The organism is Acinetobacter sp. YH12094 (assembly GCF_013419295.1).
GTDB lineage: Bacteria > Pseudomonadota > Gammaproteobacteria > Pseudomonadales > Moraxellaceae > Acinetobacter > Acinetobacter amyesii.
Map to the genome: position 1 here is coordinate 1 of NZ_VPAK01000030.1, position 24,434 is coordinate 24,434.

Sequence of the window (24,434 nt, forward strand, 5' to 3'; positions counted from 1 at the left end):
TGTCTTTTATACGTAATTTAAGGGTTTTCATGTACTTATATTAACAATCAAAACTCAAGGAAAATAGTCCTTAGTTAAATCAAACGACACTTCATGTCGTGTCGCTTATATCTCTGACCTGAAGGACTGAGTTTTACGCTCCATTTGATAAAACAGCTGTGCCATCACGGCATTCTGTCTTGAAACAAAATTTTTCCGCTCATTAATCTGTAAACTGGCCTGCTCTCGTATAGCATCATATTCTGCTGTTGTGAGTTTTCGCTGATTCTTCCAGTGCGCATCAGGTACATAACCTGTTCCATAATGTACATTCAACAATGGAAATTCATGAAAATATTTTGCTGTCACACTTTTTCTTTGGCTGTTAAAATATTCAGATGAATCCATTCACTGCTAAGATGTATCGATGGATCATGCTTCATACCTTCTGCAATCCAATTTTTGGCTAGTTTAATATTGCCGATCAACTCATAAGCTGTGCCTAAATTCACTGCCATCTTCGGTAAACCTGGATGCTCATTTTCAATTGCACGTAAAACCTTAATGGCTAAATCGTAACGGCCTGCGTAGATCTGATGTACGGCATAATCATTTTCTGCCTGATAGTCTATTGGGCTAGGATGCCTTGAGACAAAGTTCTTCAATTTTTCGTCATGATGTTCTTCGTGTTGATTTTCTTTTTCTGAATCAGATGTATAAAAATCTTCTACATAGGTATTTAAACATGCCCAACTTGGCATAGTGATGAGTAATATGCTGCTCAATAGCATGATTTTTTTTATTATATTGTGTGTATAGACTGGACTATCCAATGTCATTTTCAAGCTTAGTTTTATCATCTAGTTATAATTCTGTGTGTTATTGGGTATTTTTAAATAATGACCATTCAAACATAAAAAAGCCACCCGAAGGTGGCTTTTTTCATTCAGCGAACTGAATTATTCATCATCTTTTTTTGCTTCGTCAGTAGGAGGTAAGTCCTTGACCGCTTCCGCAATTAGACCAAACATATAGTTGCCATAAGCATTTGTTTTGTCGTAATGGAAACGCAAACGTGGCGTAATACGTGTTTTGATACGACGGCTCAGTTCATGACGCAAGAAACCAGATGCTTTATTCAAGACATCTAAAGTTTCTTTATTTGCGGCTTCACTTTGCTCATCGCCTAGCTCACGACCCATTACAGTCACATAAACTTCGGCATATCCTAAGTCTGGGCTCACCTTCACGGCAGAGATGGTCACAAGACCACCTAAGCGTGGATCTTTCAGCTCCTGACGGATCAGTTCTGACAACTCACGTTGTACTGTATCCGCCATACGCTTCAGACGTTGACTACCCGCCATTAAAGACTCCGTTTAATCAATTGAACATCGTACACTTCAATCTTATCTTGTGCTTTGATGTCTTTATAGCCTTTCACCGCAAGACCACATTCCATACCGGCACGAACTTCTTCAACCACATCTTTGTAGCGACGAAGAGATTCAAGCTCACCTTGGAATACCACCACGTCATCACGTAATACGCGAATCGGTTTATTACGGTGTAATGTACCTTCAAGTACCATACAACCTGCAGCAGCACCGAATTTACTTGAGTGGAACACTTCACGTACTTCAGCAACACCAAGAATTGTTTCACGGTGTTCAGGCGCTAATTTACCGCTCATCGCATCTTTCACATCATCAATTAATTGATAGATGATCGAGTAGTAACGAATGTCGATACCATCAGCATCAGCTTTTTGACGTGCAGTATTATCAGCACGTACGTTAAAGCCGAGAAGAACCGCTTCTGATGATTCAGCAAGTGTTACGTCAGACTCAGTGATCGCACCAACACCTGAACCAATAATACGTACTTTCACTTCATCAGTTGCAAGTTCAGCAAGTGCAACGTGTAATGCTTCCAAAGTACCACGTACGTCTGTTTTCAATACCACGTTGACAATAGGCACATCTTTCTTGCCCATAGACGCCATGATATTTTCAAGACGCATCGCAGATTGACGCTCAAGACGTTTTTGACGTTCACGATCCATACGCGCATCAGCAACTTCACGTGCTTTTTTCTCGTCATTTACAACAAGAACTTCATCACCCGCCATTGGCGCTTCTGGTAGACCCAAGATTTCCACAGGAATCGAAGGACCAGCAGATTTAATACGTTGACCATTTTCATCTGTCATTGCACGTACACGACCGTATGACGAACCTGCAAGAACAAGGTCACCCACTTTCAATGTACCGTTTTGAACAAGAATCGATGTTACCGCACCACGTCCTTTGTCTACACGTGCTTCAATTACAACACCTTGTGCCGCACCCTCTTCAGATGCTTTAAGCTCAAGAAGTTCGGCTTGAATTGAGATCAAGTCAAGAAGTTCGTCGATACCTGCACCGCTGTGCGCAGAAACCATTGCCACTGGAACGTCACCGCCCCATTGCTCAGGTACGATTTCTTTCGTCGTCAACTCATTCAATACGCGATCTGGATCAGCAGACTCTTTATCCATTTTGTTGATAGCAACAATAATTGGCGTACCTGCTGCACGTGCATGGTCAATCGCTTCCGCAGTTTGTGGCATAACACCATCATCTGCTGCAACAACCAACACTACGATATCTGTAGATTTCGCACCACGTGAACGCATTGCAGTAAATGCTGCGTGTCCCGGTGTATCTAAGAAAGTAATAATACCTTTTTCAGTTTTCACATGGTATGCACCGATGTGCTGTGTGATACCACCTGCTTCACCTGCAGCCACTTTAGAGCGACGAATACGATCAAGAAGTGATGTTTTACCATGGTCAACGTGACCCATAATTGTCACAACTGGCGGACGAGTGGTTTGGACACCACGCGCTTCTTCAGCTGCTTCAAGTAAGTTATCTTCTGCTTGTGTATCCGAAACAAGTACTGGATTGTGACCCATTTCTTCAACAACAAGTACTGCGATTTCTTGATCAATCGCTTGGTTTTGAGTAACCAATTCGCCCATTTTCATGAGTGATTTGATAACTTCGCGAACTTTAACCGCCATTTTCGCAGCCAAGTCAGCAACAACAATTGTTTCACCAATTTCAACATCATAAACTTGTTTTTTAACTGGTTTTTCAAAGCCATGCTTGTTCGCTTGACTTGTTTTTAAACCACGTTTATGTGAGTTATCACGGAAAGATTGCTCTTCACCACGACGACCACCTTTTTTAGGTGAACGTGAATTGTTGGTATTGGTACCACGTTTAATTTCACGGTCTTCTTTCGCAAATGAATCTTCATATGCCTGACCTACAAGGCCGGCAGCAAGCGGAGAATCATCTACAACACGAATGGTCGCAGTAGTGTCTTCGTTAGAATACTTAGACGCCATTTGACGCATTTGCTCAAGCGTACGTTGTTGCGCTTCTTCAGCGGCTTTACGACGCGCCGCTTCTTCTACAGCTTTCAATTGTGCTGCTTGAGCTTCACGTGCTTTTTTCTGTTCTAGAGTTTCAACAGGTTTTGTAATTGGCTTGTTGTTTGACTTACGTTTTACAACAACCGCAGCTTTCGGTGTTTCTTGCTTCGCATGTTCTTGCTTCGCAGCAGCACGCATTGCTTCTAAAGCTTGTTTCGCTTTAGATACTGGTTGTTGCTTCGGTTCTTCAGCTTTCGCTTCAACCTTAGGTTCCTGTTTACGTGCTTGTTGGTCAGCTTGTGCTTTCGCTAATGCTTCAGCTTTAATTTGCTCAGGATCCGGTTTAACAAATGTATGTTTCTTACGAACTTCTACATTAATCGTTTTTGCCTTGCCCGATGTACTCGCCACTTTAGCAGTACTGGTAGTTTTACGTTTCAACGTGATTTGTCCTGCATTGCCCGCATCCTGACCATGAATTTTTTTCAAATGGTTAACGAGGGCATTTTGTTGTTCAGTGGAGATAATATCTTCAGGTTTAGTTTGTGTTAAACCTGCATCACGAACCTGTTCCAGCAGCTTCTCAACTGGACGACCCACGCTGAGAGCTAACTCCTTAATCGACTTGTCCGTCATATATTACCTCCTAGTTAAACCATGATTCGCGCGCTTTCATAATAAGTTGACCTGCTTTTTCAGCACCTAAACCTTCGATATCAGAGATATCGTCAGTGGCTTGATCTGCAAGATCATCTACAGTTACCACACCGCGAGCGGCAAGCGCATACGCGATTTCTTTAGTCACGCCTTCCATTGCAGCAAGCTCTTCGCTTGGCTCTTGGATGTTCTCTTGTTGTTTCAATGCATCAGCCAATGCAACTTCTTTTGCACGACCTTGTAGCATTTCAACAGTTTCAGCATCAAGTTCGATCTCATCGAATGTTTCCGCAGGAACATACGCGATTTCTTCTAATGATGTGAAGCCCATTTCAACCAACGCCATCGCTAAGTCTTCATCAATATCTAGACGTGTAACAAACATATCTAAATATTGTTGCGCTTCGTTTTGTTGGCGTGCGTGATATTCTTCTTCAAGCATCATATTGAGCTTGTAACCAGTCAATTCAGATGCTAAGCGTACGTTTTGACCTTGAGAGCCAATTGCACGCGCTAACTGATCACTCGTTGCAAAAATAATATCTGCAGTACGTTCTTCTTCATCAATCACGATACCTGATACATCAGCAGGCTCTAAAGCACTTGCAATGTATTGTGCCGCGTCATCCGACCAAACGACTACATCAATACGCTCACCATTTAACTCTGACTGAACCGCTTGGATACGTGTACCACGCATACCAATACATGCACCTACAGGATCAATACGGTGATCGTTTGTTTTCACAGCGATTTTAGCACGAACGCCAGGTTGGCGTGCAGCTGCCTTAATCTCAATGATTTCTTCAGCAATTTCAGGAATTTCTTTCTTCATCAATGCGATGAGCATTTCTGGTTTAGAACGAGAAAGTAATAACTGAGCACCACGGCCTTCACGGTTCACATTAAACAAAATCGCGTTTACACGTTGTTTAGGACGTAGAATTTCTTTAGCGATCATTTCTTCACGCGCAAGATATGCTTCTGCATTGTCACCTAAGTCAATGATAAAGCCATCTTTGGTTTGTTTTTTCACTTCACCGTAGATGAGTTCACCAACTTTAGACTCGTAAGCATCTGCAATTAATGCACGTTCTGCTTCACGAATTTTTTGAACAATCACTTGTTTCGCAATTTGTGCCGCAATACGACCGAAATCAATCGATTCAACTTCAAGTTCACGGATATCCCCAATTGCCCATTTTGCAGGATCTACATCAGAGATCGCATCTTGGCATGCTGGCATTTCGTGATCTTCGTCGGCAACCACTTCCCATTGACGGAAAGTACGGTAATCACCAGTACGACGGTCGATTTCTACACGTAGACGAGCTTCTTCCGAGTGAGTTCCCTCGTAGAATTTCTTCTTAGTCGCTGCAACTAAAGCTTGTTCAAGCGCTTCAAAAATTGCATCACGACTTACACCTTTTTCGTTACTAACCGTTTCTACTACGGTAAGAATTTCACGAGCCATAAGTCACCTATTCGTTCAGATTCTTATTTATTAAATTAATCTTGGAAAACCAGATTTGCTTTATCAATATTGTGGCTGTCAATATCCAACACTTGTTGCTTTTCAACTTCAACCTGAATCATTTCGCTTTCAAGGTCTACGCTTACAAGTTTGGCTTGGAATTTACGACGATTATCCACAGCACTGATCAAACGCAAAGCGACTTGCTGACCAATGTATGCCGTCATTTGTTCCAATTTAAAGAACTGACGATCCCAACCTGGAGATGACACTTCCAATGCATATTCGCCTGAAATTGGATCATATACATCCAACATCGCACCCACTTGCTGAGTGACACGAACACAGTCCTGCACGCCGATACCACGGCCTTGCTCAACTTCGCCATCTTCATTGATGACAGGTTCTGCATTTTCATCAACTTCACGGTCGATATAAATACGTAACAGTGAACGTTTTCCTTGAGGTTGGAAATCAATCCCCCAAAGTTCTACATCACATGCTTGCACCGCTGGGGCAATTAAGTCCTGAAGTGCTTGAGTTTTATTTGATAGCTTCATTTACTCTCGTCAAATTTGTGCGATTCGATGGTCGAAATGACCACTACAGACCAATACGAAACTATAGTAGTAGTGAAACATGACGGTTTGACCAAAATACTGTCGACACTACACGATAGCCAATAAAAAAGGGCGTAAATCGCCCCATTATTACACAGAAAACCATAGTCCACTGTGCAAAAAGGCCCACCTAGTTGTGAGCCTCTTTTAGAAACTTGGTAGCGGGAGCTGGATTTGAACCAACGACCTTCGGGTTATGAGCCCGACGAGCTACCAGACTGCTCCATCCCGCATCAACATGCAAAAATTATATACAATTTCTTGGTCATTTTCAATCTAAAACAACCTGAAGAATTGCCCTACTGAGTTGCATCCCAGAGGATTGGTAGCGGGAGCTGGATTTGAACCAACGACCTTCGGGTTATGAGCCCGACGAGCTACCAGACTGCTCCATCCCGCATCAACATCACAATGACTTTCAGATAAACTGCTTATATAGATTGTGTGCTATATAAGATTGGTAGCGGGGGCTGGATTTGAACCAACGACCTTCGGGTTATGAGCCCGACGAGCTACCAGACTGCTCCACCCCGCATCAATATGCAAATAGTTTTCTCAGCTTTAAAAGCTGTCCATTTAAAAGTTTGCATCTTAAAAATAGAATTGATTGGTAGCGGGAGCTGGATTTGAACCAACGACCTTCGGGTTATGAGCCCGACGAGCTACCAGACTGCTCCATCCCGCATCAACAGAGTTTTGCTGCATACACCAACTTATGTTCTGGATTATAAGTTGGTGCGGAAGGGGGGACTTGAACCCCCACGCCCGAAAGCACTACCACCTCAAGGTAGCGTGTCTACCAATTCCACCACCACCGCAGCTGTGACGCATTCTAGTCGCAACACATCAAAAAAGAAAGCGTTAAATAAATTATTCAGAGCTTTTTGGTGCAGTTGGCGAAGTTTCAGCCGATTTTGCTGGCGCAGTCGGTACTGAAGAAATCGCATTCAGACTATAAGCATCTGTCGTTTGTTTCTTTGCAAACACAGCAAGTGTCAAGCTCGTAACAAAGAACAAAGCCGTTAAAATCGCAGTCAAACGGGTCATAAAGTTACCCGAACCAGATGCACCAAATACAGTTGCAGCACCGCCGCCACCAAAAGATGCACCCGCATCTGCGCCTTTACCATGCTGAACTAAAATCAGCACGATCATTAAAATCGCTAAGATAATATGTACCACCAGCACAAACGTATGCATGCTGAACTCCTAATTATTTTGTATTTGCAAATGCTTGAGCAATTTTATAAAACGACTCTGCATTTAATGATGCACCACCGACGAGCGCACCATTGATATCTGGACAGGCTGCCAACTCTACTGCATTTTCAGGTTTTACACTACCACCATAAAGAATTGCAGTATGAAGTCCCATTGGGGTGATTTGGCTTAAACCTTCACGAATTTTAGCATGCATCGCTTGTGCATCTTCAGGTGACGCTGTTTTCCCTGTGCCAATGGCCCAAATTGGCTCATAAGCCACCACAATTTGTTTCCACTGCTCTGCTTGTACGACAGCAGCAATATCACATATTTGTTGTAACACAACTTGTTCTGCTTGGCCGCTTTCACGTTGTTCTAAGCTTTCACCCACGCAATAAATCACAGTCAAACCCGCGTTTAATGCATTTTTTACTTTTTCATTAATGATATGCGGTTGATCAGCAAAAATTTCACGGCGTTCTGAATGACCAATCAGTACAAATTCAACACCATAATCTTTTAATAGCTCAGCACTGAGCTCACCCGTATATGCACCTGTACCTGCGACGCGAGAAACATCTTGTGCAACAGTCATAATATGACGGCTAGCCTGTGCTAATTCATTTTGCACCGTGGTCAGAGCAATAGCTGTTGGTGCAACCCCAATATGGCATGCCGCTTCAGCAATATTTTGTTCATCTAATAATTGCTTAAAATTCTTAAGAAGTGCGCCAGCATCGGCTTGCAATGGGTTCATTTTCCAGTTACCCACTACCCAAGGCGTAATCGTCGAACCCGACATATTTATCCCACATGACAAAGATGAAATCGGGCACATTCTACACGTAATTCATAATTTTGAAGATAAATTTCAACACATTTGCGTGTTCGAATGACTCTAGTCATTCCAAGATCTTCACTTTTCTGTAAAAAAATTAAGCAGATTTAAGGACTGGTTCATGCTTTTTACCAATTCTTAGCTAGTGACAACACTTTAAGATATGGTATTTTTGTGCAACAAAAGTATAATTTTGCTATACCAATTATAAACAGACTGAAGCATAGGCAAGTAAAAGCATGACAGCAGTTCAAGGTTCTTCAAGATTTACGGGGTTTATTCGTCGCTTAGTTGACGAAGGGCATCTGTCTGCCGAAAAAATGCAAACAGCGCTGCAAAATTCAAAAAAGGCTCATCAAGATATCGTGCCGCATTTGATTCAGGAATATCAACTTTCAGCACGCCTGATTGCAGAAACCATCTCGATAGAGTTCGGTGAACCGGTTTTTGATATTTCAACTTATGACACGTCTTTAATCATTCGTGATGAGTTTGAAGATAAGTTAATTACCAAGCATCGTATTTTGCCCATTTTTAAACATGGCAATTTGTTATTCGTTGCGATCAGTAATCCCACCAATATTGAAGCTGTAGATGCTATCCGATTTGGTAGTAAGCTCAATACCGAAACCATTATTGTTGAACATGACAAACTTGAAAAGTTAATTGAGCAGAACTTCGCTGAAGAAAGTACTTTCGACTTTGATGATGACTTTGATCTTGATTTAGAACAGGAAACGATAGACCCAGCTGAACAAGCAGATGAAAAAGACAATGGTGATGAAGCGCCGATTGTTAAATACATCAATAAGCTGCTAGTCGATGCGATTCGTATGGGTGCATCTGACTTACATTTCGAACCCTACGAAAAGACCTATCGCGTCCGCTACCGTGTCGATGGCGTGTTAAGAACAATTACCAATCCGCCCTTGCAACTTGCGACTCGACTTGCTTCGCGTTTAAAAGTCATGTCACAAATGGACATCTCGGAAAAACGTATTCCACAAGACGGTCGTATCAAGTTAAAGCTGTCAAAGAACAAAGCCATCGACTTCCGTGTGAACTCCTTACCGACCTTGTTTGGTGAAAAACTTGTTCTACGTATCCTTGACCCTTCTAGTGCGATGTTAGGGATTGATGCGTTGGGTTATGAACCGGATCAAAAAGAACTGTTCATGCAGGCTTTAGAAAAACCGCAAGGCATGTTGCTCATTACCGGTCCAACGGGTTCCGGTAAAACCGTATCTTTATATACAGGTCTAAACATTCTTAACCGTGAAGATACCAACATTTCAACGGCCGAAGACCCTGTGGAAATTAACTTAGAAGGGATCAATCAGGTCAACGTAAATAATAAAGTCGGCCTCACCTTCTCTGCAGCATTGAAGTCATTCTTACGTCAAGACCCTGATATTGTGATGGTCGGTGAGATTCGAGATTTAGAAACGGCTGAAATTGCCATTAAAGCAGCTCAAACGGGTCACATGGTGATGTCTACACTACATACCAATAGTGCACCTGAAACATTGACACGCTTACGCAATATGGGCGTGCCCTCATTTAACATTGCGACATCCGTGAACCTTGTCATTGCGCAGCGACTTGCGCGTCGCCTATGTTCACAATGTAAAGAAACAGTAGAGGTACCAAAACAAAGTCTACTGGAACTTGGTTTTACTGAAGACGATTTAAATACACCAGAATTTCAAATATACCAACCTGTCGGTTGTTCCGAATGCCGCGAAGGCTATAAAGGTCGTGTCGGTATATATGAAGTCATGAAAGTGACACCTGAAATTTCAAGAATTATTATGGAAGATGGCAATGCCTTACAAATTGCCGAAGCTTCAAATCAAGCAGGTTTTAACAATTTACGCCGTTCAGGCTTAATTAAGGTCATGCAGGGGGTGACTTCACTTCAAGAAGTCAATCGTGTGACCAGTGAGTAAGTGAATTAGTATTTAAAAATAAGGATAAATTCATGGCTGTAAAAAAAGCGCAGATGATGCCAACCTTCAGTTATGAAGGCGTGGATCGCAAAGGGGCGAAAATCAAAGGGGAAATGCCTTCGCGTAATATGGCTTTAGCCAAAGTCACTTTACGTAAGCAAGGCATCACCATTAAAACCATTCGAGAAAAACGCAAAAATATTCTCGAAGGCTTGATGAAAAAGAAAGTATCCACTTTGGATATCACGGTATTCACGCGCCAACTTGCAACCATGATGAAAGCCGGTGTACCGCTCGTTCAGGGTTTTGAAATCGTGGCGGAAGGCCTAGAAAACCCAGCCATGCGTGAAGTGGTCTTGGGGATCAAAGGTGAAGTTGAAGGCGGTAATACCTTTGCTGGTGCGCTGCGCAAATATCCGCAGTATTTCGATAACCTATTTTGCTCCTTGGTTGAATCAGGTGAACAGTCGGGTGCACTTGAAACCATGCTAGACCGTGTTGCCATTTACAAAGAAAAAAGTGAATTGCTTAAGCAAAAAATCAAAAAAGCCATGAAATACCCAGCAGCGGTCATCGTTGTCGCTGTTATTGTGACGATTATTTTGATGGTAAAAGTGGTTCCCGTATTCCAAGACTTGTTTTCATCATTTGGTGCAGACCTACCTGCCTTTACCAAAATGGTAGTTAACATGTCGGAATGGATGCAAAAATATTGGTTCTTCCTCATCATTGGAATTGGAGCTGTGATTGCTGGTTTCATGGAAGCAAAAAAACGTAGCAAAGCTTTCAGAGACTTCTTAGACAAAGCTGCACTCAAAGCACCGATTTTTGGTGATTTGGTTTATAAAGCAATTATTGCCCGCTATAGCCGTACCTTGGCAACCACATTTGCCGCGGGCGTACCCTTAATCGATGCGCTCGAATCAACTGCAGGTGCAACCAACAACGTGGTCTATGAAACAGCGGTCATGAAAATTCGTGAAGATGTGGCGACTGGTCAACAACTGCAATTTGCTATGCGTGTCACCGATAAATTCCCATCTATGGCGATTCAAATGGTGGCTATTGGTGAAGAATCCGGTGCCTTGGATGCTATGCTAGACAAAGTGGCAACGCATTATGAAAACGAAGTTGATAATGCCGTAGATGGCTTAACTTCGATGATGGAACCCTTGATTATGGCGGTATTAGGTGTCCTCGTTGGTGGTCTTGTGATTGCAATGTATCTTCCAATCTTCCAAATGGGTTCTGTGGTTTAATGCAAGAATTAATAACATATTTAATTAATACCCCAATTGCGTTATATATCGCAGTTGGGATTTTTAGTCTTTGCATCGGTAGTTTTTTGAATGTGGTAATTTACCGCACACCAAAGATGATGGAACAAGAATGGCGCACAGATTGCCAACTATTTTTGCATCCAGACCAACCGATTATTGATGAAACCAAGATTACCCTGAGTACCCCTGCTTCAACCTGTCCAAAATGTAAAACGCCCATTCGTTGGTATCAAAACATTCCTGTCATCAGTTGGATTGTGTTACGTGGAAAATGTGGAAGTTGCCAAAACCCGATCAGTAGCCGTTATCCACTGATCGAATTACTCACCATGATCTGTGCGCTGATTGTTGTTGCAGTTTTTGGCCCAACCATCCAAATGCTGTTTGGTCTGGTGCTGACTTATGTCTTGATTGCCTTAACATTTATTGACTTTGACACCCAACTTTTACCTGACCGTTATACCCTTCCTTTGGCTGCACTCGGGCTTGGCGTGAATAGCTATGCCATTTATACCTCTGCAACCTCAGCCATTTGGGGATATATCATCGGCTTCTTATGCCTATGGATTGTTTACTATTTATTTAAAATCATCACTGGCAAAGAAGGTATGGGCTATGGTGACTTTAAGCTTTTAGCTGCCTTGGGTGCATGGATGGGCCCTTTCCTGCTTCCACTGATTGTATTACTCTCTTCACTGGTGGGTGCAATCATTGGGATTATTTTGCTCAAAGTCCGTAAAGAAAACCAACCTTTTGCATTTGGTCCCTATATTGCCATCGCTGGATGGATCGCCTTTTTATGGGGTGATCAAATTATGAAAATTTATTTGGGTCAGTAAGGTCGTTGTATGACATTTGTCTTGGGTTTAACAGGTGGTATTGGTAGCGGTAAATCTGCTGCAAGCAATTGGTTTGAACTCCAAGGCATTCAAGTCGTCGATGCTGATATCGTTGCACGGGAAGTTGTCGAACCGGGGCAATCCACACTGAATCAAATTCAACAACAATTTGGTGATTGGGTTTTACTGGAAAATGGTGAGTTAAATCGGCGTGCATTACGCGAGCATATCTTTAAAGATCCTACAGCACGTCAAGCACTTGAAGCCATTACCCATCCAGCAATACGCCAGTCCATTATCCAACAATTAAACGAAGCCACCAGCCCCTATGTCATCTTGGTTTCGCCGTTATTATTTGAAACCAATCAACATGAATTGGCCAATCACACCTTGCTGATTGATGCCACAGAACAATTGCAAATTCAGCGTGCATCACAGCGCGATGGTCAAAATATCGAGCAAATCCAAAAAATCATTCAAGTGCAAATGTCGCGTCAGGAAAAGCAAAAAATTGCAGATGATATCGTGCTGAATGATGGTCATTTAGATCATCTTTATGCGCAGCTTCGGCCGTTGCATCTCAAGTACTTAGCGCACGCTGAAAAAAGCTAAATAAAAAAGCAGTCTTACTCAGACTGCTTTTTTTGTTGTTCGAGTTGCTGCTCTAGACTGTCCTTTCGTCCCAACCATTTCCACGGTTGAATCGCTCCAATCCCCATCCCGACCAATCCGCACACGATTGCAAAACTTAAGTGTTCATTCAGCAGCGGTACCGCTAAAATTGCAGCAATAAAAGGTGCCAAAGTTACGATGCTTCCGGCTTTAAATGCACCCAGACGCTTGATCGCCTCTACATACGTTAAAGTCGCAATAATCACCACAAAAATACCGTGAAAGATAACTTGTCCAATGAGTTGCAATGGCTCTGGGTCAGACCAATGTTTAGGGAAAAATAGTAGATAAATAGGCACGAATACCACGGCAGACCAAACCGCAACCCCCGCCATGGCATGCCAAGCAGAGAGTTTCCATTGCTTAAGCAATACCGTAAATATTCCCCACCAAATGGCACTGATAAAAAACAGCAAATCACCTAAACCAAACGCTACACCGGTTTCCACATACATCAAATAACTCATTAAGCTAATGGCAGAGACCATAATCACCACACTGATCCAGGTATGCTTATCGAGTGGCTGTTTGAAGATCAGGAATGCGGCTATGGCCGTACATAAGGGAATACAACCATTGAGGAAGATTGCCGCATGGGCCGCAGGAGCATAATGAAATGCGCTATAGGCCGTTAAGCAATAGGTCACCCCACCGAGCATAGCGAGGATAAAAGGCTCTTTCTTCCATAAAAAAGCCGTATCTTTTTTATAAATCAAAATTGGCATTAAGATGCAAAATGCCAAAGCAAACCGAAGTGCCGTGATATCCCAAGCACTGATTCCCCAATTGGCGCTTAAACGCGCCGTTAAGGTGAATCCCCCCCAAATACACATGGTAATGAAAACATATAAATAACCTTGCTTTTGGGGAGACATCATCACTGCTATTTCAATTCATTATTACGTTGACGACATGCTTCATACAATGCCATACCTGTTGCGACACTGACATTTAAGCTTTGCAAATTGCCGGCCATTGGAATGTACACAGTTTGATCACATTGCGCCTGCGTAATGGGACGTAAACCTGTATCTTCAGCGCCCATCACCACACATACACCCGTACCTGTGAAGTCAAAGTTTTGAATCGGCAACGCTTTTTCATCTAGCATGGTGCCGACCACACGCACGTTAAAATCTACTTTGATTTGAGCCAATGTACGTGCCAAGTTGGTCACCTGAATAAACTTCACTTTTTCAGCACCACCAGCAGCAACTTTACGGGCTGTTGGGGTAAGTGTCGCTGAACGATCACGCGGTGCAATCACGGCTTCAACACCCATGGCTGCCGCTGTACGAATGCATGCACCAAGGTTATGTGGATCTGTAATATGATCTAATGCCAATAGCAACGCATTTGGATTGGCTTGTAATAAAGCCTCTAAATCTTTTTCGTTCAAGACTGGATGTGGGCGTACAGCTGCGACCACACCTTGATGGAACGGTTGTCCCGCAAGTTTTTCCAAACTATCACGGCTAGCTTTTTGAATGCTGACACCAAACGGTTCTGCCAACTCAAAAATACGTTTTAAACGCTGATCATCACGTCCTTTTAACGCAAATAAAGTTAAAACGCGTTCTGGCTCAAGTTCCAGTAATGACTCCACTGAATGAACGCCATAATAATATTCCGGTTTCGCCATGAACGACCTCTAATTTGCAAACTTCGATAAACTTTTAAACAGGGTATGATATCCCTAGAGCACAGCATAGGCTGCCAAAAAGAAAAATCCTGCAAAGCAAGCTTTACAGGATTTATGCTATGACACATAGTTTAACCGATTTAAGGTTAAAAAACTGTGCCTAAATTGATTGAATCATTAGCCTTCTAAGTGGCACACATAATCCAAGACTTCGTCTGTTTCAATTTTAAAACGGCTATTACCTGGCACGTAGAATGATTGACCCGCACGGAATAATTCGCTTTCTTCGCTATCTGCAATTTGAACACGACATTCGCCTGAAATAATTTCCATACGTTCAGGTACATGAGTTTCAAAAGTCAGCGCTTGTTCAGTTGGAAGCAACACACCCAGTGTTTTCTTTGTTCCATCTTCAAATTGCACAGTATGGCTGATGCATAGACCGCCAAAATAAACATTTGATTTTTTGATTACCGATACATGATCAAACTGTGCTGACATGCGTTTTCTCCAGATAAAGCATATTTATAATATTTTGATCGATGTAGTTTAATTGTGCTGCAAAAACTAATCAATCTGTGTTGAAAACTGTGCGATAGATAATTACAAAAATCTGAGTACTGGATGTGCCCCAATTTCATCCCACTACCTCAACATTTAGAGTCTAAAACAAGCTGTGCTGTTGTACAAAATACTTTTTTGTTTCATCCACTAAAGTCCTAGTTAGGGTTGATCGAAACGCTGAAAACTCTTTTCAAAAAAATAGCAGCGTGATGAATCATATTGGTAGATTTGAGTGACCAAATCATGACGTTTTATGGCAATAACACGCTAGATTAAATACAAGAATACATACACAAACGTGTTTTGTGAGGACTTGGCAGGATGTTGGATGGTTTAAGCTCACGTTATGCAAGATCATCTACTCTTTGCATCACAACACTACGTGCATACAGCGGATACGAAACTAATTTCTTATTAAACTGAAATTTAAGATAGAATTATGAGGTTTTTCGTCATCTTAAAATAAAACTTATCTTGTGACTAAAACAAAACTTAATTATCTTTAACTAGAACTTTTCGCAGCTCGGATGCGTTTATGCTGACACATTTAACTCTGATCAATTTTGCATTAGCCGACCATTTAGCCATCGACATTGAACAAGGCTTTAATGTCCTGACGGGTGAAACGGGTGCAGGTAAATCTTTACTTCTAGACGCATTATCAGCTTGCTTAGGTGAACGTACAGACACCAACTATGTGCGCTATGGATCAGACAAAGCCGATGTAACAGCGACCTTTAGCTATCAAGAGCACAGTCCTGAAGCGCTTTGGCTCAAAGAACACGAACTAGATGATGAGTCTGGCGAGATCCATTTACGTCGCGTAATTTTTGCAACAGGTCGCAGCAAAGCATGGATTAATGGACGTCCGAGCAGCTTATCTGAGTTAAAAGAAATTGGCCGCTTATTGGTACAACTCTATAGCCAACACAGCCAACAACAACTCTTAGAACCGCCCTATCCAAAACATTGGCTGGATCGTTATTACAATTTTTATCAGCCTGCTCAAGCCGTGCGTGATGCCTATAGCAAATGGCAAAAGGATATTCGTCAGCACCAAGCAGCACTCGATGCACAGGCTACACGTAAGCAACGGATAGAAACGCTTGAACTTCAATTGGAAGAACTTGAAGACGTTGTGCAAACGGACTACAAAGAAATCGAGCAAGAATTTGACCGTCTCAGTCATCATGAACATATCATGCAGGATTGTAGCTATGGTTTAAATGCCCTCGATGACGCCGAGCAAAATATCAATCAAGAAATGGGCGCGATCATTCGTCGGATTGAATCGCATGCAGGACGTAGTGAACAACTTTCTGAAATTTATACGTCGCTGCTGAACGCTCAAAGTGAAATTGAAGACGCGACAGCAAATTTACGTCAGTTTATTGATCGTCAAAGTTTCGATCCTGAGCGTATGGACGAATTAAACACTAAACTCGAAGTTTTTCATCGCTTAGCGCGTAAATATCGTACTCAGCCTGAAGATTTAAAACAAGAATACGAGGCGTGGCAACTTGAGTTAGAGCAACTGCATCAGCTGGAAGATCCTGAAACGTTGGCAGAACAAGTTGAGGTTTCTCATCAAGACTTCATTTCCAAAGCCGAGCACTTGGATCAAATACGCCGAGATGCTGCTACGCCATTGGCGAAGCAGTTGACTGAACAAGTCAAACAACTGGCTCTGCCTGAAGCGCATTTTGAATTTAAATTTGAACCGCTTGAACATGTTTCGAGTGAAGGTTTAAGCTTTATTCAGCTGTTATTCACAGCCAACAAAGGGATTCCTGCTCAGCCTTTAGCACGCGTGGCATCGGGGGGGGAATTGTCACGTATTGCCTTAGTCATGCAAGTGATGAATGCTGAAAAAACCGAATCCGAAGTGTTAGTCTTTGATGAAATTGATGTCGGGATCAGTGGCGGAACGGCAGAAATTGTCGGGCGCTTATTGGCTGATTTGGCGCAGCATGTTCAAATTTTATGTATTACTCACCAAGCCCAAGTCGCTGCCCAATCTGACCAACATCTTTTGGTGAAAAAACGCCAAACGGATCCTGCAAGCAGTACCATTATTGAGTTAGAAGAAGATGATCGGATTCAAGAGCTGGCTCGAATGACTGGTGGTGTGGAGATTAGTCAAACGACCTTACAACACGCAAAACAGTTGCGACAATTAAAATTTCAACATAGTTAATTTTTTCTTAAACACACTATTTGACAACTCCCTGATACACAAAGGCTTTCGAGCCTAAGGTATAGCGTAAATATTTATATTGCGGCTGATGTTGTTGATTGAGCAACATTACATCCACGTGTTTCGGACTGATTTTCAGATATTCATTACCGCTACGACGATCGGTTTCATAATGGCAGTCATAATCTACCGAGATTTGATCTAGTTTCTTTTGCTTAGTTTGAAATACATAAGATTTAAGTAACTGTTTTGGCCCAACTTCAACAGCTCTTAGATGATGTAATCCACTGCAATTATCACCTTTATAATAACTCTTCACCAAATATACGGTTTTATTTTGGATGTTGATCGGCAAAATTTGATTGATATAGCCTGAGTCAAATTGATCTAAATGTTGCGTTTTTCCCGTTGCATATTGCACATAGCTGCTCCACTCCCCCATGGTGCCTCCGCCAGACACATCAAAACTATAAAATTTTAGTTTTTTATCCGGAGAATATTGCACATGAACAAAACCTTGCTTTTCGAGTTGCGTAAATCCGTAGTGAAAACTGCTCGGATCTGCCGCAATGACATCCACAATTTCACGTTCTATCGCTTCATTGACCTCATAAAAATTTAAGTTTTTATATTTTTTAATCACCTGAGATTCATGTTTTTGTAAGTCAGCACTTCCTGCAAAGCCTGAAATAGGTAGGCTTGCACAGAGTGCAATCCCTATTATTTTTGAAAAATGTGTCATTGTTTTACCCTCAGTTTATCCTGCTATTTTAAGCAATCTCAGTCATCCATCACGTATATCTTCTCCTCGCTTTTGTACTGCTGTTGTTCAAATTACCAATCATCGCTTCACGATTCACCACATTGCAGACCTGCCTTTACGATGAAGATTTTTAGCATGTCCCTCACTGGTCGAGCATGACAAATATTGAATTTGCAGAAAAACTCATTGTTGAAAACTTATGAGTCTAGTATGTTGATAAATACAACGTTATTCGAATGCAATTCACCCCAAGAATCAAACTTACCCCAATAAGGAGAAGCCATTAGGTGACTAAACAATACCTCACACACCGCTGCCTGATTGCTCCACCCGAAATGAACGATGAATTCTTTGCCAATACGGTGATTTATTTAGCGCGACATGATGAAGATGGCGCTCAAGGCATCATTATTAATCGTCCTTCGGGCTTGCAGATCAAAGAACTATTGAATGATTTAGAAATTGAGGCAGATAATGTGCATCCTCATGAAGTGTTGCAAGGTGGTCCTTTGCGCCCAGAGGCAGGTTTTGTTCTTCATACCGGTCAACCGACATGGCATTCGTCTATTGCTGTAGGTGAAAATGTCTGCATTACCACGTCTAAAGATATTTTAGATGCGATTGCACACAATGAAGGTGTGGGTCGTTATCAGGTGGCTCTAGGCTATGCCAGTTGGGGTAAAAGCCAATTAGAAGAAGAAATTGCTCGGGGTGATTGGCTCATTTGTGACTCAGACATGGATTTAATATTTAACTTACCTTATGACGACCGCTGGGACGCTGCCTATAAAAAAATGGGCGTAGACCGCACGTGGTTATCATCTGAGATTGGACATGCCTGATTTACCACAATATCAAATGATTATGGCCTTTGACTTTGGCACACAAAAAACAGGAATGGCTGTGGGACAAGCCCTGATTGAAAGTGCAAATCCCCTGCCACTCTTTCCCATGAAAGATGGCATTCCCAATTGGGATAATCTACTCAAGATTGTGAAACAGTATCAGCCGGATTTGTTCATCGTGGGTCTACCGCTCAATATGGATGATAGCGAATCTGAACTCTCCACACGTGCGCGTAAATTTGCACGACGCCTGCGCCACCAAACCAATATTGAAACCTTGATGGTCGATGAACGCTTAACGACACGTGAAGCGCGTGATGAATTAGATCATTATCAAGCCCAAGGCCGTGCGAAGAATCTTTCTGCCGACAGCCTTGCTGCAGCATTGTTTATTGAAAGTTGGTATCGAAATCCAGTCGGGCTAAAACCTTAAGCGCTTTCAACAAACAGGCAAATAAAAAAGCATCCAAAAGAGGATGCTTTTTTATGCGCAAGATTGATCACTCAATGCTGCGCAAATGAAATGATTGGGGATAACTTAGTTTTTATCCACAATATGAATCGTGGTGGTTCGACCCGCGACAAAAGCCAACTGATCATGCGGCACTTCATCCAGTACAATTTTCACTGGTACACGCTGTGCCAAACGGACCCAACTAAAGGTTGGATTGACATTAGCCAGTAAACCATCAGTCGAGGTACGTTCACGGTCTTCAATCCCTGTTGCAACGCCTTGTACATGGCCTTTATAAACTTCAGAACTTCCCATCAGTTGGATTGTTGCTGGAGCGCCAACATAGATTTTATCCAGTTTGGTTTCTTCAAAATATCCCACAACATATAACTGTTGACGGTCAATTAAGGCCGCTACGGCTTGTCCGACTTTGACGTAATTCCCTGCTTTGAGTTCAAAGTTAGACAATGTTCCATCTGTTGGTGCAACCACTTCCGAACGTTTTAAATTCAATTCTGCCAAATGCAAACTGCTATTGGCCGCTTCAATCAGGGCTTTTTGCTGCACCACACTGGCTTTGGCTTGTTCAATCGCTGCCTGAGTTTGTTCATGCTCTGCATGTGATTGATCACGTACTGCAAACATTTGATCTTGTTCTTGTTTTGAAATCGCACCGTCCATCAAACTTGCATAACGATTTGCATTTTTATCTGCAAGATTAATATTGGCTTGTGACTTCACTAGATTGGCTTTGGCTTCAGCAAGCTGCGCTTCAGCCCCTGCCAGTCCTGCTTTGGCTTTCGCCAGGTCAGATTTGGCTTGCTCAACATCCAAAGCTTGACGTGCCACATCTATACGAAACAGCACTTGGCCTTTTTTCACTTGTTGGTTGTCTTGAACTAAAACGTCTGTGACCAAACCTGAAACATCCGATGACACTTGAATCACGTCACCACGTACCCGTCCATCACGCGTCCATGGTTCCGAATTGTAGTAGTCCCAAATATGTTTCAGCGCAAGTAATGCGCCACATAGCACGATTATCAACAATACAGGCCGAACATATTTTCGGACATTCAAATTGGTCATACGATTACCTCAATCATTTCATTTTTTAGGGGCTTAGAACTGGCAGAAAATAAAGATTTCATGCACCAGCCAAAGCAACATCACAAATACACCCAAATAAAAAATATTGGGCATCGGCACCCAATCTGGCGTCATCCATCGGTCAAGCAAACGCATGATGACCCGTAATAACAGATAGGCCAATACCGCTTGAATCAATAGAATGGGCACATAGACGCCATATACATTTAGCTCACCCATGTTGTGCCTCGACCTGTAAATGATTTGGAGTCTGCTGTGTTAGAACATGACAAAAACTGCTTTGAATATTGTTCAGTAAATACTGAATTCGATGCATAACATCGTCGTTTTCAATACCCTGAACGGCCTGATTCAATCGTTGAATTCGCTCTACAATTTGCTGTTTCAAGCTCATATACACATTCTTTTGCCCTTGTTCCATGGCCCGAAAATAGTCATCTAAATCCTGTTGTAACTCTTCGAGTTCGCTGACCAATGCATCATTCGGATCGAGTTTATTCATGAGTTCTTGTAAGCGGGTCAAATCAATCACCGCACTGGCTTCCACCAAAGCCCACTCGATCTGTTGTTTCAAATTTCCTGATTGCACCATTTTGCTGTTTAGGATGCCAATTCGGTCCAACATACTGCGTAAATGCACCCGAAACGGTAAGCCGTACGGCAGATATAAAGCCTGACGCAGTGCCTTATAATGCTGAGAAAGGATGCGTTGGGCCGTCATATCTGGTGACATTGCACGCACTAAATGAATAATAAACACCGAAATAATGGGTCCCAAAACCGTCCCAATCGATGCATCAAAAAAAAACACCTGATCGAGGCTAAAGCGGTTTTGAATATTCAGTCCCATAATCGCCCCCATCAGTAATGGCAAGCTAATTCCAATTAAAGGTGGATGTAAAAACAGCATCAGACAGAACATCACAAACGGTGCTAACACCACGATCAACTGCCAAAAGGCGGTCACATGCGGGAAAATGCCATAGGCGTAGATAAACACCATGAAAGCCGCATACATATTGGCTCGAATAAACATTTTCAATGCAGGAACAGGGTTATCCATTGCCGTTAAAATACAGGCACTGATCGCAGCCATTTCAGCCATCATAAATCCAGCTTTCCAACCACTAACGATCCAAAAACCCGTAGAAATTAAAATAATCAGACACGCAGACACTCCGCCACGAATAGCAACCCCCGCATCACGGTGCAAAGTCGGATAATGACTATTGCTCAAGGCGGTCAGTGTGGTTGGTAAAGTGGAGTCGCCTTGCTGTACCCGCTGCCAAAGCAAGCGAATCGCACGGATATTCTGAATAAAATGGCGAATATCCATTTTTAGACTACCCAAAATCACCTGCTGTGATGGCAATGCCTGTGTCTGAATGTGTTGAAAATCTTGCTCAAATTGTTCAGGTAATTGATTAAGTTCACTTTCCTCAATCTGATGTTGATCTAATAAAAACGCGGCAATATGTTCATGGGCTTGCTTGAGTGCCGTCCGATAATGTGTGTCTAAACCGTCTAATTGTTTCATCCGCTCAGACATGGCCACCAGGTTACTGACCAACAAACTCAACTGATGCAAGATTTCCTGCAACGGACGTGTCATGCCTTTTAAGGTTGATTTTTCATAAGACAAATGCACCGCCATGACATGTATATCCGCGATATCTCGTGCAATATTGCCGAGATTTTTTGAATAATTTTCTAGTTCGGCAGGCTCTAATAAAATCTGATCAAAAATTTCTTTGGTATCGGCAAAGGTTTTACTCACCCGTGTTTCGACTGCAGGGCCAATATGCATTGGAAATAATGTCGTAGTCACGATGGCACTACAGACCACACCTACCGTAATTTCGAGAAAACGCCCCAAGGCCATATCGAAGATCGAAGCGGTATCAATAAAATACACCACGTTAAAACAGATAATGACCGTGGTATAACCCGCCAACATGGAAACATAACTACGAGGCGTACGGTCTAGCAGTGACAAATACAAGCAAAACCCAACCCAAACAGCCAAAAACACTGTAAACAGTACTGGCATATGGATGAGATGTGGCAGTGCCACCACCGACACGGCCGCCCCTAAGAATGTTCCTAATACACGATACAAACTTTTTGAAGACGTCATCCCTGAATATGGATTCGCGATCACGAAAACGGTGCCAATCGCCCAAATCGGATAAGCCAAATTCAGTACAAAGGCCACATACAATGCCAACATGCTCGCGATGAACGTTTTGGTCGCAAAAATCCAGTCCATTTTATTGGGCCGAAAAGCGAGTATTTGTTTCGTCAGCAGCATGATTGATCTCATCGGTTTGCTTCTTTTTAGTGAAAACGGCCTCCTATCGAATGCTTAAACATTCGACAGCACAACCTGTATCACGGCACAGGAATGACTAGAAATTTCAATAAGTAAAGAAGCGATTCAAATCGTGTTTCAAACCATTTGAATACAAAAAGTAGTGTGCAACATTGCCTGCGCATCGAAAGAATGGGCAATATTTATTCAATATAGGATATTTTCACAACAATTTTGCTAAAAAAACAAACCGAAGTCAATAAAAATATCTTATTTTGATAATTCAACTATATTTTAAATGAGTATTTCAGGTTTTTACTATGCTTTTATCAGGATGACCCAAGAAACCCTGTGATATTTCAGATTTGTTTCATTTCCAGTGTAGAAAATCGCAACATCAGGCCGAGCAATTTGTTATAAAGTAACTTAACGATTCATTTTTTATTGTGACCAAGCAGGTTCTTATGGCGCTTTCCAGTTTTGGTAAAATTCTCACCGTACTCGACTTATTTTCAGTTGCTCGTCCCATCATCAATGTCGACATTATTAGTGAAGAATTAGGCTTATCTAAACCAACGAGCTATCGCTATTTAAAAGAACTGGTTTCTGCTGAATTATTGCAGCGCCTCAGTGGGACTTCTGGCGATTACACACTGGGTTCAAAAATTGCTGTGCTTGATTTTATTTCTCGCACCACCGATCCATTGGTGCAAATTAGCATTCCCTTCATGAAAGAAATTGTGGAACGCACAGAGTCTTGTTGCTTATTGACGCATCTGAATATCGACTCTTGTATTGATGTGCATCATGAACTTTACAAAGACTATACTGCCTTGGCTTATGGTCGAGGTAGCCCGCGTCCGATGTATAAAGGCTCATCATCTAAAGTGATTTTGTCCCAGTTACCCAAGCAACGGATTTTAGATTATTACCACCGTTTTGCAGATGAATTATCTCAAGTTGGTTTTGCGCATAATGAAGAAGAATTTATGCTGCAAATGAAAAAGATTAAAAAGCAGGGTTATTATTTTTCCAATGGTGAAGTTGACCCGAATATGTCGAGCCTATCGATTCCGATTAAATTCTCCAGTAAAGAACCCCCACTTGCTTTGACCCTATTGGCGTCTAAAAATCGTTTTGATTTTATGAATTTTCAGAAAGTTGTAGAAATGCTGCAAGACTGTACAGCGCGTATTGAGAAAAAATACAGCAGTATGATGGAAGAATCGGACGCCATTTAAGCCTGATCTGTTTGCGCATAACTGATGCAATGTTGTAAAGATGATATTTAATTAATCTGATAAATTTATGTTATTAATTGAATTTATTAATTATAAATATTGGATAAATTATCATAATATGATTATTGTTCTTTAGCAGTCATCTCAACCATGTGTTCCATGATTTCAGTTGATTGTCGCTATACTCTTCCTCAGAGAAAGAAAAAAGCTCATCTAGATATGGGCTTTTTTTACGGCTGTTGATCATAGAAACCTTTGCACGAACAGATACACAAAAGTTCGTTAAAATGATATAATGCTTTATAATCAACCACATAACAAAAGACACCGACATGGCATGGAAACAAACAGGGCAGCTGTCCCTAGCAGACA

24 protein-coding genes and 5 tRNA genes are annotated in these 24,434 nt (G+C 42.0%); 8 read left to right on the plus strand and 21 right to left on the minus strand.

Translation table 11 applies throughout. The features are described 5' to 3' along the window. Nucleotides 1-105 precede the first annotated feature (105 nt). From FTU34_RS15500 to tpiA, 13 genes are all read right to left on the minus strand, one after another. Complete coding sequence (locus FTU34_RS15500) at nt 106-348, minus strand: hypothetical protein (RefSeq protein WP_180036132.1); 243 nt, start codon at nt 346-348, stop codon at nt 106-108. Continuing rightward, a complete protein-coding gene (locus tag FTU34_RS15505; protein ID WP_180036131.1) occupies nt 345-770 on the minus strand; it encodes a M48 family metallopeptidase in 426 nt (141 codons plus the stop codon). The genes FTU34_RS15500 and FTU34_RS15505 overlap by 4 nt, the downstream gene beginning before the upstream one ends. Before the next feature lie 168 nt (nt 771-938). Next, nucleotides 939-1,346, minus strand: a complete 408-nt coding sequence (locus FTU34_RS15510) for a ribosome-binding factor A (protein ID WP_078189413.1) — start codon at nt 1,344-1,346, stop codon at nt 939-941. Beyond that, nucleotides 1,346-4,039, minus strand: a complete 2,694-nt coding sequence (infB, locus tag FTU34_RS15515; protein ID WP_180036130.1) for a translation initiation factor IF-2 — start codon at nt 4,037-4,039, stop codon at nt 1,346-1,348. Before infB ends, FTU34_RS15510 begins: the two co-directional genes overlap by 1 nt. Before the next feature lie 10 nt (nt 4,040-4,049). After that, a complete protein-coding gene (gene nusA, locus FTU34_RS15520) occupies nt 4,050-5,534 on the minus strand; it encodes a transcription termination factor NusA (protein WP_180010651.1) in 1,485 nt (494 codons plus the stop codon). A 35-nt stretch (nt 5,535-5,569) separates the two neighbouring features. Then, nucleotides 5,570-6,094: a ribosome maturation factor RimP gene (rimP, locus tag FTU34_RS15525; protein ID WP_180004672.1), complete on the minus strand. Its 525-nt coding sequence runs from the start codon at nt 6,092-6,094 to the stop codon at nt 5,570-5,572. A 216-nt stretch (nt 6,095-6,310) separates the two neighbouring features. Continuing rightward, nucleotides 6,311-6,387 (minus strand) — tRNA-Met (locus FTU34_RS15530). Between the two features lie 90 nt (nt 6,388-6,477). Beyond that, nucleotides 6,478-6,554, minus strand: a tRNA-Met gene (locus tag FTU34_RS15535). Between the two features lie 58 nt (nt 6,555-6,612). Then, nucleotides 6,613-6,689 (minus strand) — tRNA-Met (locus FTU34_RS15540). 73 nt (nt 6,690-6,762) lie between these two features. Then, nucleotides 6,763-6,839: transfer RNA gene (locus FTU34_RS15545), tRNA-Met, on the minus strand. A gap of 48 nt (nt 6,840-6,887) precedes the next feature. Further along, a tRNA-Leu gene (locus FTU34_RS15550) sits at nt 6,888-6,972 on the minus strand. A gap of 52 nt (nt 6,973-7,024) precedes the next feature. Beyond that, the gene (gene secG / locus FTU34_RS15555; protein WP_078189417.1) at nt 7,025-7,354 is read right to left on the minus strand and encodes a preprotein translocase subunit SecG; all 330 of its coding nucleotides are present in this window, start codon (nt 7,352-7,354) and stop codon (nt 7,025-7,027) included. 13 nt (nt 7,355-7,367) lie between these two features. Then, entirely contained in the window at nt 7,368-8,159 is a 792-nt protein-coding gene (gene tpiA / locus FTU34_RS15560; protein ID WP_180004673.1) for a triose-phosphate isomerase, read from the minus strand. 275 nt (nt 8,160-8,434) lie between these two features. Here tpiA and pilB point away from each other — a divergent pair, with 275 nt between their 5' ends. From pilB to coaE, 4 genes are read left to right on the plus strand one after another with little or no spacing between them, the layout of a single operon-like run. Continuing rightward, a complete protein-coding gene (gene pilB / locus FTU34_RS15565; RefSeq protein WP_180004674.1) occupies nt 8,435-10,144 on the plus strand; it encodes a type IV-A pilus assembly ATPase PilB in 1,710 nt (569 codons plus the stop codon). Between the two features lie 32 nt (nt 10,145-10,176). Continuing rightward, a complete protein-coding gene (locus tag FTU34_RS15570; RefSeq protein ID WP_078192563.1) occupies nt 10,177-11,403 on the plus strand; it encodes a type II secretion system F family protein in 1,227 nt (408 codons plus the stop codon). Beyond that, nucleotides 11,403-12,263 (plus strand): A24 family peptidase, encoded by an 861-nt coding sequence (locus FTU34_RS15575; protein ID WP_111884880.1) that lies wholly within the window; start codon nt 11,403-11,405, stop codon nt 12,261-12,263. Before FTU34_RS15570 ends, FTU34_RS15575 begins: the two co-directional genes overlap by 1 nt. A 9-nt stretch (nt 12,264-12,272) precedes the next feature. Next, nucleotides 12,273-12,875 (plus strand): dephospho-CoA kinase, encoded by a 603-nt coding sequence (gene coaE, locus FTU34_RS15580; RefSeq protein ID WP_180004676.1) that lies wholly within the window; start codon nt 12,273-12,275, stop codon nt 12,873-12,875. A gap of 14 nt (nt 12,876-12,889) precedes the next feature. Here the strand turns inward: coaE and FTU34_RS15585 are convergent, their stop codons facing one another. From FTU34_RS15585 to FTU34_RS15595, 3 genes are all read right to left on the minus strand, one after another. Then, nucleotides 12,890-13,810, minus strand: coding sequence for a DMT family transporter (locus FTU34_RS15585; RefSeq protein WP_373686511.1), 921 nt, complete (start codon nt 13,808-13,810; stop codon nt 12,890-12,892). An 8-nt stretch (nt 13,811-13,818) separates the two neighbouring features. Continuing rightward, on the minus strand, nt 13,819-14,577 hold the full coding sequence (gene rlmB, locus FTU34_RS15590; protein ID WP_180036128.1) for a 23S rRNA (guanosine(2251)-2'-O)-methyltransferase RlmB: 759 nt from the start codon (nt 14,575-14,577) through the stop codon (nt 13,819-13,821). A 177-nt stretch (nt 14,578-14,754) separates the two neighbouring features. Further along, nucleotides 14,755-15,078 (minus strand): pyrimidine/purine nucleoside phosphorylase, encoded by a 324-nt coding sequence (locus FTU34_RS15595; protein WP_067763086.1) that lies wholly within the window; start codon nt 15,076-15,078, stop codon nt 14,755-14,757. A gap of 598 nt (nt 15,079-15,676) precedes the next feature. On the opposite strand from FTU34_RS15595, the gene recN reads away from it, so the two are divergent. Further along, nucleotides 15,677-17,338, plus strand: coding sequence for a DNA repair protein RecN (gene recN / locus FTU34_RS15600; RefSeq protein ID WP_180036127.1), 1,662 nt, complete (start codon nt 15,677-15,679; stop codon nt 17,336-17,338). Nucleotides 17,339-17,354: 16 nt separating this feature from the next. Here recN and FTU34_RS15605 read toward each other — a convergent pair whose 3' ends face one another. After that, nucleotides 17,355-18,080, minus strand: coding sequence for a hypothetical protein (locus FTU34_RS15605; RefSeq protein WP_180036126.1), 726 nt, complete (start codon nt 18,078-18,080; stop codon nt 17,355-17,357). Nucleotides 18,081-18,388: 308 nt separating this feature from the next. Between FTU34_RS15605 and FTU34_RS15610 the strand changes: the two genes are divergently transcribed. After that, on the plus strand, nt 18,389-18,943 hold the full coding sequence (locus tag FTU34_RS15610; protein WP_180022050.1) for a YqgE/AlgH family protein: 555 nt from the start codon (nt 18,389-18,391) through the stop codon (nt 18,941-18,943). Then, nucleotides 18,936-19,379: a Holliday junction resolvase RuvX gene (ruvX, locus tag FTU34_RS15615; RefSeq protein ID WP_078192570.1), complete on the plus strand. Its 444-nt coding sequence runs from the start codon at nt 18,936-18,938 to the stop codon at nt 19,377-19,379. The genes FTU34_RS15610 and ruvX overlap by 8 nt, the downstream gene beginning before the upstream one ends. 105 nt (nt 19,380-19,484) lie before the next feature. On the opposite strand, the gene FTU34_RS15620 is transcribed toward ruvX, so the two are convergent. The 3 genes from FTU34_RS15620 to FTU34_RS15630 are packed head-to-tail and all read right to left on the minus strand — an operon-like array spanning nt 19,485 to nt 22,821. Continuing rightward, a complete protein-coding gene (locus tag FTU34_RS15620) occupies nt 19,485-20,489 on the minus strand; it encodes an HlyD family secretion protein (RefSeq protein ID WP_078189427.1) in 1,005 nt (334 codons plus the stop codon). A 33-nt stretch (nt 20,490-20,522) separates the two neighbouring features. Beyond that, nucleotides 20,523-20,729, minus strand: a complete 207-nt coding sequence (locus tag FTU34_RS15625) for a DUF1656 domain-containing protein (protein ID WP_180036125.1) — start codon at nt 20,727-20,729, stop codon at nt 20,523-20,525. Continuing rightward, nucleotides 20,722-22,821 (minus strand): FUSC family protein, encoded by a 2,100-nt coding sequence (locus FTU34_RS15630; protein ID WP_180036124.1) that lies wholly within the window; start codon nt 22,819-22,821, stop codon nt 20,722-20,724. The genes FTU34_RS15625 and FTU34_RS15630 overlap by 8 nt, the downstream gene beginning before the upstream one ends. 464 nt (nt 22,822-23,285) lie before the next feature. Here FTU34_RS15630 and FTU34_RS15635 point away from each other — a divergent pair, with 464 nt between their 5' ends. Continuing rightward, on the plus strand, nt 23,286-24,062 hold the full coding sequence (locus FTU34_RS15635) for an IclR family transcriptional regulator (RefSeq protein WP_168378212.1): 777 nt from the start codon (nt 23,286-23,288) through the stop codon (nt 24,060-24,062). A gap of 139 nt (nt 24,063-24,201) precedes the next feature. On the opposite strand, the gene FTU34_RS17755 is transcribed toward FTU34_RS15635, so the two are convergent. Next, on the minus strand, nt 24,202-24,434 hold a 233-nt coding region (locus FTU34_RS17755; protein ID WP_218950094.1), incomplete at its 5' end, for a hypothetical protein.